The sequence below is a fragment of the Clostridium saccharoperbutylacetonicum N1-4(HMT) genome (assembly GCF_000340885.1).
In the GTDB taxonomy this organism is placed as follows: domain Bacteria; phylum Bacillota; class Clostridia; order Clostridiales; family Clostridiaceae; genus Clostridium; species Clostridium saccharoperbutylacetonicum.
On record NC_020291.1, the window covers coordinates 5,599,068 to 5,612,633 of the forward strand.

9 protein-coding genes are annotated in these 13,566 nt (G+C 26.6%); 2 read left to right on the forward strand and 7 right to left on the reverse strand.

Translation table 11 applies throughout. From position 1 onward, the window contains the following. Window positions 1–131: 131 nt before the first annotated feature. The 3 genes from gltA to CSPA_RS24660 form a co-directional block, all read right to left on the reverse strand. Window positions 132–1,526: an NADPH-dependent glutamate synthase gene (gene gltA / locus CSPA_RS24650; RefSeq protein ID WP_015395129.1), complete on the reverse strand. Its 1,395-nt coding sequence runs from the start codon at window positions 1,524–1,526 to the stop codon at window positions 132–134. Beyond that, complete coding sequence (locus tag CSPA_RS24655) at window positions 1,526–2,416, reverse strand: sulfide/dihydroorotate dehydrogenase-like FAD/NAD-binding protein (protein ID WP_015395130.1); 891 nt, start codon at window positions 2,414–2,416, stop codon at window positions 1,526–1,528. Before CSPA_RS24655 ends, gltA begins: the two co-directional genes overlap by 1 nt. 624 nt (window positions 2,417–3,040) lie before the next feature. Beyond that, window positions 3,041–4,291, reverse strand: a complete 1,251-nt coding sequence (locus CSPA_RS24660; RefSeq protein ID WP_015395131.1) for a sensor histidine kinase — start codon at window positions 4,289–4,291, stop codon at window positions 3,041–3,043. Window positions 4,292–4,828: 537 nt separating this feature from the next. On the opposite strand from CSPA_RS24660, the gene CSPA_RS24665 reads away from it, so the two are divergent. Then, window positions 4,829–5,386, forward strand: a complete 558-nt coding sequence (locus tag CSPA_RS24665; protein ID WP_015395132.1) for a class I SAM-dependent methyltransferase — start codon at window positions 4,829–4,831, stop codon at window positions 5,384–5,386. Between the two features lie 176 nt (window positions 5,387–5,562). Here the strand turns inward: CSPA_RS24665 and CSPA_RS24670 are convergent, their stop codons facing one another. The 3 genes from CSPA_RS24670 to CSPA_RS24680 all read right to left on the reverse strand — a co-directional run bounded on the left by CSPA_RS24670 (window position 5,563) and on the right by CSPA_RS24680 (window position 11,910). Then, window positions 5,563–6,042, reverse strand: a complete 480-nt coding sequence (locus tag CSPA_RS24670) for a dUTP diphosphatase (protein WP_015395133.1) — start codon at window positions 6,040–6,042, stop codon at window positions 5,563–5,565. Window positions 6,043–6,226: 184 nt separating this feature from the next. Beyond that, window positions 6,227–6,556, reverse strand: a complete 330-nt coding sequence (locus CSPA_RS24675; RefSeq protein WP_015395134.1) for a prealbumin-like fold domain-containing protein — start codon at window positions 6,554–6,556, stop codon at window positions 6,227–6,229. An 89-nt stretch (window positions 6,557–6,645) separates the two neighbouring features. Continuing rightward, window positions 6,646–11,910 (reverse strand): diguanylate cyclase, encoded by a 5,265-nt coding sequence (locus CSPA_RS24680; RefSeq protein WP_015395135.1) that lies wholly within the window; start codon window positions 11,908–11,910, stop codon window positions 6,646–6,648. Between the two features lie 162 nt (window positions 11,911–12,072). Between CSPA_RS24680 and CSPA_RS24685 the strand changes: the two genes are divergently transcribed. Continuing rightward, the gene (locus CSPA_RS24685) at window positions 12,073–12,792 is read left to right on the forward strand and encodes a polysaccharide deacetylase family protein (RefSeq protein ID WP_015395136.1); all 720 of its coding nucleotides are present in this window, start codon (window positions 12,073–12,075) and stop codon (window positions 12,790–12,792) included. Between the two features lie 115 nt (window positions 12,793–12,907). Here the strand turns inward: CSPA_RS24685 and CSPA_RS24690 are convergent, their stop codons facing one another. Beyond that, on the reverse strand, window positions 12,908–13,429 hold the full coding sequence (locus CSPA_RS24690; RefSeq protein ID WP_015395137.1) for a tryptophan transporter: 522 nt from the start codon (window positions 13,427–13,429) through the stop codon (window positions 12,908–12,910). Window positions 13,430–13,566 lie beyond the last annotated feature (137 nt).

The window sequence follows — 13,566 nt, forward strand, 5'->3', positions numbered from 1 at the left end:
AATAAGCGACTTTCTTATACTTATTTAAACTCTTACTAGAATAAATATCCTTTAAATTTTTATAAACCAATAATTTTCTTAATTAAATATTATAACCCACAATTAGTAATTTATATTTTATAATTAAGCTTCTATTTTGCTTGTAAATATTCATCTATAGCTTTTGCAGCTTTCTTTCCTGCTCCCATAGCTAAGATAACTGTTGCTGCTCCTGTTACTGCATCTCCACCAGCATAAACTGCTTCTTTAGTAGTAAGACCAGTTTCTTCTTCAGCTACTATACATCTTCTCTTATTAATTTCTAAGCCTTTAGTTGTTGAAGAAATTAATGGATTTGGAGATGTTCCAAGAGACATTATTACTGTATCTACGTCCATTACAAATTCTGAACCTGGGATTTCAACTGGACTTCTTCTTCCAGATGCATCTGGTTCTCCAAGTTCCATTTTTACACATCTCATACCTTTAACCCAGCCCTTTTCATCAACTAAGATTTCATTTGGATTAGTTAATACATCAAAGATTACTCCTTCTTCCTTAGCATGATGTACTTCTTCAACTCTTGCTGGAAGCTCAGATTCTCCTCTTCTATAAACGATATGGCTTTCTGCTCCAAGTCTTAATGCAGTTCTTGCAGCATCCATAGCAACATTTCCGCCCCCAACTACTGCTACTTTATTTCCAGCTCTAACTGGTGTATCATAACCTTCAACAGCAGCTTTCATTAAGTTTACTCTTGTTAAGAATTCATTTGCTGAAGAAACACCATTTGCATTTTCCCCTGGTATTCCCATAAACTTAGGAAGTCCAGCTCCTGAACCTATAAATACAGCTTTAAAGCCTTCTTGTTCAAATAATTCATCTATTGTTATTGTTCTTCCTATAATAACATTAGTTTCTATTTTAACACCAAGTTTTTTAATATTTTCGACTTCATGCTTAACTACTTTTTCTTTTGGAAGTCTGAATTCTGGAATACCATATTCCAATACTCCTCCAGCTTTATGTAAAGCTTCAAAGATTGTAACCTCATATCCCTTTTTAGCTAAATCTCCAGCACAAGTTAAACCTGCTGGACCACTTCCAACAACTGCAACTTTAATTCCATTCTTAGGCTCTGTTTGACTTAAATCAACATCATGCTCTGCTGCCCAATCTGCTGTAAATCTTTCAAGTTTACCTATAGAAACAGAATCCCCTTTAATTCCTACAACGCATTTTCCTTCACATTGTTTTTCTTGTGGACATACTCTTCCACATACAGCTGGAAGTGAGCTATATTTTGAAATTTCAATTGCTGCATCTTCAAATTTTCCATCTTTAATATGTGAGATGAAACCAGGAATATTAATTGAAACTGGACATCCTTCAACACATTTAGGAATTTTACAATTTAAGCATCTTGCAGCTTCTTTTGTTGCTTCTTCTTCATTATATCCAAGGCACACTTCTTCAAAGTTTGTAGCTCTAACCTTTGGATCTTGTTCTCTTACTGGTATTCTAATCATTCTTTCTTTCATATCCATTATTTATCACCTCTGCAACCACAGCCCCCATGGCTATGAGTATTTCCTTCTTCAACTTCTAATTGAGCTTTTCCTTCTTCAGTTTTGTACATAGCTTGTCTTCTCATTGATTCATCATAATTTACTAAATGACCATCAAATTCTGGACCATCAACACATGCAAATTTAACTTCTCCTCCAACAGTTACTCTGCAAGCACCACACATACCTGTACCATCAACCATTATTGGATTTAAACTTACTGTTGTTGGAATATTTAATTCCTTTGTTAACATAGATGTAAATTTCATCATTATCATTGGTCCAATAATAACAGCATGATCATATTTCTTTCCTTGATTATTAACTAAATCTTTTAACATATCTGAACCTGTTCCTTTAAATCCATATGAACCATCATCAGTTGTTACATATAGGTTTCCAGAAACTTTTTTTAATTCTTCTTCATAAATTAATAAATCTTTATTTCTACTTCCTAATATAACGTCTACATTCACTCCATGCTCATGCATCCATTTAACTTGTGGATATACTGGTGCTGCACCAACTCCACCTGCAATAAAGATAAGTTTCTTTTTCTTTAATTCTTCTAAATTTTCATGAATAAATTCACTTGGTTGTCCTAATGGTCCAACAAAATCAGCTACAAAATCACCTTCATTAAAAGTAGCTAACTGTTTAGTTCCTTTACCTACTGTTTGAAAAACTATACTTATTGTTCCTTTTTTTTCATCATAATCTGCAATTGTCAAAGGAATTCTTTCACCTTTTTCATCATTTTTAATAATTATAAATTGTCCTGGTTTTGCAGATTTCGCAACTCTTGGAGCTTCAATATCCATTAAGAATATGTTGTTTGTAAGCTCTCTCTTATTAACTATTTTATACATGCCATAGCACCCCTTTATAATATCTTAAGTAATTTACCTACTTAATAGTTTACACCATTATTCTGAATTTTTAAAATACTTTTTATGGTTTTTTAAGATGTTTTTAGGATTTTATAATTTTTAATACAACAATAGGGTAGTAATATACATATATTACTACCCTACTATGGCTTTTAATTATAGATATCCAAATTAATAATTCAACTTATAAATGTAATATATATGTATTATTGAGAAATTATAATCGTAATACTACACTAGAAATTAGATACATTTTTCTGGAAGCAGGCATGTGAAATTGAGATGATGATGGTTGTTAAGCAGATAAGTGAAAGTCCAAATCTATGATTTGGTTTCTTGAACTTAGTTAACTCATTCATGAGTTAACCTCCTTTAAAAAACTGATTTGGTGTGAATCGCTTACTCAGCGAGCGAACGTGAGTCGAGTTTCCTCTATGGCTTGTTCCATTTTAGCATGTCCAGATTTTACATCTGGAACACGCTAAAATGGTGATAAGCTCCCATTTAGAACCTTCCAGCGAAAATTTCACTAGTCCTGCAGAAGGCAAATGCATTGGATTTCGGTAAGTTACCACATAAGTCTAATTTTCGATTTGGATATCTTTATTGAATTGGCAAAATTATTTTAAACTCAGTAACCGTTTCATTACTTCTAACTTTTATTTTTCCATTATTCTTTTTAACTAAATCGCTTGCTATACTTAACCCATATCCATGGTTTTTATCACTATTTTCTTTGGTTGTAAAACCAATATTAAAAATATTTCTCAAATGATGCTCTGGTATTTTAGGTCCATTGTTTTCAATTTTTATTATCACATTTCCTAAATATTCATAGCTTTTTGCAATTATAAGCCCTTTCCCATTCAAAGCTTTAACTGCATTGTTCACTATATTAGATACAACCCTAAAAAGATCTAACTCATTCATATTTATTAATGAAAAATCACACTTATCTTCTATTATTACATGTATTCCTTTATCTATAGCAGGTCTTAACGCAGCTGCTAACAAAGACTTTTCATTATTAGTCACAGTTACAGCCGTAGGTGTAGCATCATTATTACTTATAATATCTTTTAAAGATTTTTTCAAATCATCAAAACGCTTCATAAGACAAAGTCCATATAAGTATGAGATTTGTGCACCATAATCATGCTTAATTTTCCTAAGTTCATTATTTTTAATTTCTAAATGTTCATTTAACTGATATATTTGCTCTGACTTTTTTTTAATTCTTCCAAAATAAGCTATAATGACCATACAAAATATTGAAAATAATATGTATACAATGTTTTGTAAAAACAAGTTCTCGACATTCATTGATAATACATAAGACATTAATATACAATCCATAAAATAACTTATTATTAAAAATATATTGGAGAATTTTTCATGCAAAATATAGTTATGAATTTGTTTTAAGTTATCTTTATACTTCTTTATTCCAAATATCATTAATATTAGTGGAATAATCTGAACTAGTATCTTCTCATAATAAATATATTTTATAGGTAAACTCCCTATCATATCTTCAAAAATCAAATTGCTAAATATAATAGTATATATTCCAAATATAATATAGATCATGCTATGTGCTGCCACAGCCTTTTTTATATTATTTTTATAAACCCCAATAGTCGTAAGTAATGTTAGCGTGTGAATTATAAGTATATTTAATGCTGAATCTAAGACAACGAATTTATTAATGACTTGTCCTATAATAAAATACAATATCACCAAAAAAATTATTTTTATATAATTTTTTGATTTCTCCATACAATGGAATACTGCATAAGACAATATAATTGCTTGTAATACCTCTGTAATCATATTTATAATAACCAATGTCAATTTGCCCCCTCCTAACTTGGTTATAAATATACTCTTCTATCAATTTTTCTTAGTATATATTCCATTTTTATTAATTGTTATTTTTTTCTATTAGCTAACATACTCTTATTGCTTTTTGGCGAAATATATTTTACCATTTTTCTCTCTCTTTTATATATATTTGTCAACTTACATATTATATTCTAATCTTCAATTTGTTAATTTTCAACATTTTTTTTACTATTCAGTATTTTTTAGCCCGATTTTTTTTACAATTAAAAAATCCAAAATATATTTGAAATTAATTTCAAATTATATTTATATATAATATTTTTCAACAAAAATTACGTTTTATTTTTCAAAAATGTATGTAAATTATTAAACTCTTTTCAATGATAGAGATAAATTATAAAATTAATTATTTATAGTATGAACTTATTGTCATGAACGTTGAACAATGATATCATAACATCGTTCAATAATTGAACTTAAATTTCAAAATTATTACTGAGTTTTCAATACTTATAAATTATTTTTTAAATTTAGGAGGGAAAAATTATGGAAGATATGACTTACTGGAAAGAAGTTTGGGAAAGAAAAGGTAACAGCAATACTAGTTGTTTAGAAGAATTAGATGGTTATGAAGATACTACAGCTAATGTAAAAGAAATTGCTGCTCAAATTGTTAAAGAATTGGATATAAAAGAAACTGACAGGGTACTAGAAGTAGCTTGTGGTGCTGGTGGACTAGCCCAATATATAAATTGTGGTGAATATGTTGGTGTAGATTATTCTACTTCCCTTGTAAAAAAACATATCCAATTTCTAAATAATTCTGTTTTACATGGAGAAGCAAATGACTTGATTTTCAAGGACAAAACTTTTGATAAAGTATTCTGCTTTGGTGCATTTCACTATTTTCCAAATCAAGAATATGCAATGCAGGCAATTAATGAATTAAAAAGAATTGCAAAAGAAGCTGTATTTATTGGCGATTTGCCTGTAACTTCTCATAGAGAGGAGCATCTACTTTATAATAAAAAAGATTTTAAAGATTGGAACATCACAGATGGATATTATAATCCATGCAGATTTAACGTTTCTCTAAAATTATAACTAAGCAAAATATTATTCAAAGTATATACACATATTTTAAAAATATTATTACAAGAAAACACAGATGGAAGGAAGCTTTTCACTTTCTCCAAATTTTATTTGGAGATGTTAAAGTCTAGCCACCTTCCATCAAATGTTTATTTTTAAACTCCAAAAAGCTCAAAAATTTTAATATGCTATTTTACTCCTGTAGTACCAAAGCCACCACGATCAGAATTTCCAAAGGCATCTACTTCTTCAAATTCTATTTCTGGCATCACTTCCACTATTCTAAATTGTCCTATCTTATCTCCTTTTTTTATCCAAGTTCCATCACACTCTACTTCGCTTGAAGATTCATCCAAACATTTTTCTGAAGCTTTACCTTGTAGACAATATATAGGCATATGCCATTCATCATTATCTCCTATATATGTATCATCTACTACACCTACAGAATTTGTTTGAATAATTCCCCAAGTTTTAAACGTCGAACTTCTAGGAGCAATGTGTGCTTCCCATCCCTTTGGTAATTCTAATGCAAAGCCAAGCGGAATCATAGCTCTTTCTCCAACCCTAACAAATACATCCTTATTGGCATAAACATCTATCCAATTACCTTTTTGTATTTTTATTAATTTAGTTGCACCTTTAAAATATTTAATTCTAATTTTCATATAAACTGTCTTCCATTCTATTTTAATTATTGTTTAAACTGATAATATTTATGATTATAGCTTAAATTAAATATAAAAATCTACTACTTTTAATAAATATATATGTTCAATTTTCATTTGCCAATTATCAATGTTCAGTATCAGTCAACAATTATCAATTAATGCTTGAACTTATATATAATCTTTACTTTGCGGAATTACTCTTAATTTTATTAACTATCATTATTTTTTGACTTTTATTAGTACTATCAATTATTATTTCATTCCAATTTATATACTTAGGTTTCTCGTAATGATTTTTGTCTATAATCTCTATCACCCTATAGCACCCATCTTCAACTTCTGAAAAAACAACTTGGCCATTTTTATCTGTTACCATGGATTTAATTAAAATTGGAGACAAACCATTAATCCTGTATAAATTGATTTTTACACCTTCCAAATAATTCTGTTCTTCATAATCCAAAGTTGCTACTACTACAATCTCGCTATCATTAGAAACTATATCCTCCATAAAAAGCTCCTCAAACTATTCCTTCTATATTCTATAATATGTTTTTAGCTATTTATGTGTGATTATCATTACATATCTTTATTCTTCACTTAAAAAATTGAAACACCAACTTCAGATAGGAAAGTTAACAAATTATAATCACTACAACTAAATTCTTTTTTGTTTACAGATACCGAAAGATATATTACTGAAAGAATTTCTCCGTTACATATAACTGGAACTACACAGACAGATTTCCAATCTGGAATACCATGGTAAGTATAATTATCCATATTAACCCAGTCTATTAAGAATACTCCATTTCCATCCTCAATAACTTTGTATATGAGTTTAAAATTAAATTTTTCGTCTGCATCAACATTTTCATCATTTCTTGATTTACTATACATATTTGTTATTTTATTATGGTTGATACAAAATACTGTAGCTGAATCACATTCAATAATTTCCATAACTTTTGAAATAAATTTATTTATTTTAACTTCTTTATCTTCTTTAGCTTTAACTATGTTTGCTATATCCTTAAGAATCACTGCTAAATGGTAATCTTTTGCTGCATTACCTGACATAACACCTGTTAATTCATTATTAATATTATTCTTTACTCCATAATTTTTTTTCCAAAGAATAACTCTATTTTTCCCTTCGTGTTTTGCTTGATATAATGCTTGATCAGCTCTTTCTATAATCTCTTCGCAATTTATATCTTCATTTGCGCTCATTGCTATTCCAATACTTATTGTGACATTTCTTTTATCTCCTAAAATCTTTGCAACTTCCACAGTATTTCTAATTTTTTCTGCAATGCTAATAGCTTTTTCTTTATTAACATTCGGTAATAATAATATAAATTCTTCCCCTCCATATCTTCCAATTACATCTTTTTTATCCATGCACTTTTTAACTTCTTTTATTAATTTAATTAATACCTCATCACCTGTTTGATGACCATACTTATCATTTATTCCCTTAAAATCATCAATATCAAACATAATAACAGCTAGTTCACTTTTCTCACTTCTAGCATCTTCTAATAAAAAAATCAATGCTTCCTCAAAGTACTTTCTGTTATATGTGCCTGTGAGCTTATCTAAAGTTGAAGTTATAGTAAGATTATGTTTTTCTAATAAATAAATCAAAAATGGTTTTAGTTCTTGAATAATTTCTACAGATCTAGGGTTAATATTATTAATTGCATTATTAGTAGTCAAAATTAACCTTGCATTAATTTCTGAATTACTATTAATATGCTTCTCAGTATTTCTAATTTTCATATAAAGAAAAGCTTTTATTCTACTCTTCAAAATTTCATTGTCAAATTGATAAAGCCTAATATCATTATTAGAAATTATAAAAATATCATCTTCTGAATCAATATTTACAGAAATATATCTATTTATCTCATCTTCCTCATTAACTCTATATGTGCAAATAACATTATTCATATTTTCATTATTTTCTGTCACAATCATTGCCTTATCAGCTAATGTTACTCTTGCCATATATTTAAGTACATTTTTTATATTACTAATAGTATCACTTGAAAATTGCTGAAATACTTTAAATACGTCATTTAGATCATTATAATAACTTTTTTCATATAGTTCTTCAGCTAACTTAAATACTGCTTCATTACTTAATATATTACTTATTTCTAATTCATTTAATATTTCAACTGCTGCTTTGCCTTTGTTAACTTCCTTAAACTCCTTAAACTTATTTTTCAAACCCAAATTCATATTCAGGCATTCTAAAAATAAGCGACGAGTCTTTAGAAAATTACTTTTATTTATATATGATAATTTATCACTTTTAGGTAAAGAATTAATTGAGTTAATATATCCTGTTATAGCTTCATAATAGTAATTCATTGCTAATAGATAACAATTAAGTTCATTATATTTTTCTCCAATTACAGAAAATAAATCTGCTTTTATTTCTTCATTGTTAATATATGAACATATCCTTAGACCTTTATTTATCAAATAATTATAAAAATTCTTATTTTTAAAATTAAGTTCTAAAAATATATATAGCCCTTCTATATTATAATCTTTAGGGTAATTATCTATTTCAAAAAATAACTTTTTGGCAAACTCTATATATCCTAAGGAAAAAATTCGTTTTATTGTTCTTACCCTTATTTCAATTTCTAATTCCGAATTCCCTAAATTATTAATTTTATCATTTAATTTCTCATACAAAAATTTGATACTTCTTTCATTTTTGCACTTGTACAACATAATTTCATAGCATTCACAGATCATAACTTTATTCTGCTGATTTTTAAGATTATATATTTGTTTATATATTTCTTTTAAATATTTATATGAAGCATCATAATTACAAATCATAGAATTATACAATGCATAAGTATAATTAGCTCTTATAATATCTTCTCCTAAAAGTTTCAATCCCTTCTGCATTTGCCTTGTTAGCCTATAGTATTTTACAGCTAAATTTATTTTTCCTGATTTTATATATACTAAGCAAAGCCTATTACAAATGCTAAACGAATATGAATAAATTTCCTCTTCTCTTTCTCTCCTTAATGCTTTTAATAAATATTCCTCTGCCTGCTCATATTTCTTTTCTTCCGCATATATTTCAGAAATATAAATTAAACTTAATATTTCCTTCTTATAACTTTTAAATTTATTACTTAATTTTGATATCTCCAAGTATTGCTTAAAAACCTCTTCATTAGGATATCCTTCTTCCTTGCAAATAGTGGCATAATACAATTTACTATACAATTGACCATTAATATTACTATTATAAATAAATATTTCATTTGCTTGTATACAAATTTCTTTTGCCTTAGCAAAATCTCCTTCTCTAATTTTAACTGTCACAAGAGTAAGTGTGATCCATCCATATACATCTTCTTTTATTTTGTTTTCCTTACATATAAATAAGGCTTTTTCTACATTACTTACTACTTTTAGAGTGTTATTTTCCAACCTATATTTTAAAGCAAGTGCAAAATAGTAATATACTTCTCCTTTTGCATAGAACTTTAAATTAAGTAACCTTCTTATACATTTTAAAGAATAATCTATACTTGTATCCATATCAGTAATATTATTTATTTTTATGATTATCATTTCAAGTAATGTATAGATTTGATCTTCCATTTCATCATTTTCTATTGCAAACTGATTTGCTTTATCTAAATACTCGAAACTTTTTATATGGTCTGAATTTTTTTCATAAATCATTGCAATATTTATTGCTATCTTAGTATTATTGATAGAATTAGGATATTTTAAAATTTTTTTATAGTATGAAATAGCCTTCAAATGATCTCCTGATACCTCTAATGCTTTAGCATATTTTACTGCATAAAAGTATGCTTTTTCAAAATTATTACTTCTTTCTAAGTGTATTAAAAGTTCTTCAATATAATAATCTGTATTGAATAAAATCTTTTCAAGAAATACAGATGCATTTTTATGCATTTCTACTTTCTGATCTTCTTCTAATTTTAAATATAATATATTCCTTAACAAATTATTTGAAAACCCCACAAGTATCCCTTGATCGCTTATCTTATCTATAAAAAATCTTTTAAATTTTAGAAATCTATATATATTTATTTGATTTTGCTCTGTAATTATATTTTCAAGTATTATCTTTTCAGATAAAGGATTTTCAAATATTGATAATTTCTTCAAAATATCAATTTCCGCTTCATTCAGTATTGAAATATTCTCTTCTAGTTTTTGTTCTAAATACTTTGGTATTAGTATATCATTAACACTTACATTAATTTCCCATCTCCCAAGTGTTTCATCAAAATACAAATTATGATTATCATAAAGTTCTTTTATTACTCCACTAATGTATTGTGGATTACCAAGTGTTTCTGAGTATACCTTTGTCTCCAATTTACTAAATTCCTGATTAGTATTCAACATTCCTTTAATCATTTTAGTTGTGTCATATTGATTAAAATAGTTTATTTTATATTCTTCATATTCTCCCAATTCTCTTAATTCTTTAATATAATCTAAAAACTTTTTATCACTTCTACTCTCATTCATAGAAAAAAGTATAATAACATTTTGCAAATTATTTTCTAATAAAGTAATATACCTAATAAGTAATTTAAAAACATCATCTTTTTGATCTAAATCATCTATCAATACTATAAGAGGCTTTGTCATTGTATATTCATAAATAAATCTTCCAATTCTATTTATTAATTGCAACGTCTGCCTATTTTCTTTATTTGTTGTTTCTGTTTCTGATAAAATTGATATAAATTTTTTAATGTAAACTTCATATTTATCCTTTAAATTAGTATCACTTTTACTTAATAAATTATTTAACAGATTATTATATAATTCTTCTTTACTTATACTTGAATTATTTATATTTTCAATATATACTGCATCAATAAAATATTTGTTTTCAATCCTATACTTAATTTCCCTTAAAAATCTACTTTTTCCACTTCCATCTTCACCATTAAAAGATATAATTTTATTATTTTCTTTTCTCATTAATACTCTTTGTAGATTTTTTTCTATAATCTTGATTTCTTCTTCCATTCCTATTAAATCTAAATTAGTATTAATAGTATTTAAAGCATCTTTTACAAAGAAGCTGTAATTTGTCTTCATTTTATTGTTAATATCATTCATTATATATTTTATATCAAAGGCTATATTTATTTGATTATTAAGGGTTTGTATATATCTTAACTCCCTCAATTCGTTTTCAAAATCCTCTTCTGAAAATATAGCATTGAACAAATTTATAACTTGTATAGTATTATTTTTCTCTAAACTTTTCTTATTATTTTTATCAACATTATATTTATAGGGAAAATAATTAATTAAATTAAATTTTTTCAATTCATTTTGCAATAAATTTTTAATCTTAATTTTAACGTTATTATTTGGAATAGGGATTAATTTTATATCTTTTAATGTAATATCATCAAATATATAACCTTTCATATTCAACGTATTAATAGCCGAACATATTTCCATGAATATATTTAACTTTTCTCTAGTATTACATTTTCTAATATAATTTTGTGTATCTATTTTTGTTCGTATATTCTCCATTAAATATCCATATTGAGGTTTATCTAATTTTATACCATTCATACCATAAATTATTTCAACTTTAATAACATTGGTAACATTTTCAAAATTCAATTTTTTTATAGTTTCAAATTTACTTAATAAATAGTCTCTTGTCTTTTCATATGTAAAGTCATTTTTCAAAACACATAAAACATAGTTTTCATTCTTCTCTAAATGACTTACTATATAATTAGAAAAGTTCTCCTCTGAAGGCAATTCATCTTCAATTAGATACTTATTGTTTATCGTTCTCATTATATTCCCATCCCTTTTCTTAATAACTATCAACTATGCATAACCAAACATAGTATACCATATTTTTACATAGCACTAAAGTATATTCTATCAGTATAATATTAATTTAATTTTCGGGAACACTACTAATAGAAAAAACATTTATAGGAAAGTGATGATCACATGAATTTATCAAATTATCTAAAAAAATTTATTTCATTTACTCTAATTCTAATATTTATAATCAGTTATCAAAACATAACTGTTTCAAAGGTTTATGCTACTGAGAAAAAAGTAATTTATTTAACTTTTGATGATGGCCCTGCTGGAAAAGTAACAAAAGACACTTTAGATATATTAAAAGAAGAGTCTGTACCTGCAACCTTCTTTCTAATAGGAGAACAAATTAAAGGTCAAGAAGATTTAATCAAAAGAATTTATTCTGAAGGCCATGCGCTAGGGCTTCACAGTATGAGCCATAACCGTAACCACCTTTATAGATCAAATGATTTATTTCTAAAGGAAATGCTTGATACTCAAGATGTAATAAATTCTATAGTTGGATTAAAACCTCAAATAGTGAGATTTCCTTTTGGTTGTAACAACAATTGTTATAAAATTTCACAATCTATGGTTGATTTATTACATAAAAATAATTTAAAGATATATGATTGGAATACTGATAGTGGTGATGGAGCACATCCAAGTGCTAATCCTAATTTGTTTATTAAAAATTCTAAAAGTGATAAAGACACTGTAGTATTATTAATGCATTGTGCCTATATGAGTAAAAATTCTGTAAAAGCATTGCCAACTATAATTAAATACTATAAAGATAATGGTTATGAATTTAAGAAAATTGATGAAAACACACCAGAAGTGTATCATATCATGAAAAAGTAACTTATTACTATAATCTATTTTAACTTGCACTTAAAATTAAAAAGGTGAATCGAGTTATTATTACCCAATTCACCTTTTCATCTAAATCACATAAATATTTATTCTATATTCTTTTCTATTTAATAGCATAAGCTCCAGTAACTCCAACAGTTCTATCAACAATCTTAAACAATACAACACCAATTATTACATTCAATACTGCTGTAGTAACAACAACAGTTATAAATAAAGTTCCAAACTGGCTCATTGGTAATCCTCCAAGAACCATTAATAATGATAAAAATACTGTACCACTAATCAAAGTACCAACCGGTAATAATATGCTTATTTGAGTTAACTTATTAAATCTTTCTCTTAATGGAATTAACATTAGGTACACAATATTAGAAGTTATTAATTTATCTAATATATTTGGTAACTGTCCACCTGGCGTTTTAGTAGTTAATGCAGCAAATACCCCAACTATAATACCACATACTAAAGTAGTTTTATAATCCTTATTATATACTATTATAATAAATAACATAGCTAAAGATAAATCAGGTTGCATTGGTACTCCTAATAAAGGAGTAAGTTGATGTAAGATTGCACCTACTGCTATTAAAATTGCATTTGTAACCATTTTTCTTGTATTCATTTTAAAAATCCCCTTTTCATTATATTTTGCTTATTTCAGAATTTCATCTATATAATTATTCTATTAAAATTATTTCCTTTCACAACATACTAATCACACCCCACATATAAATGAATATAAAAAAACTCCGTCCTATA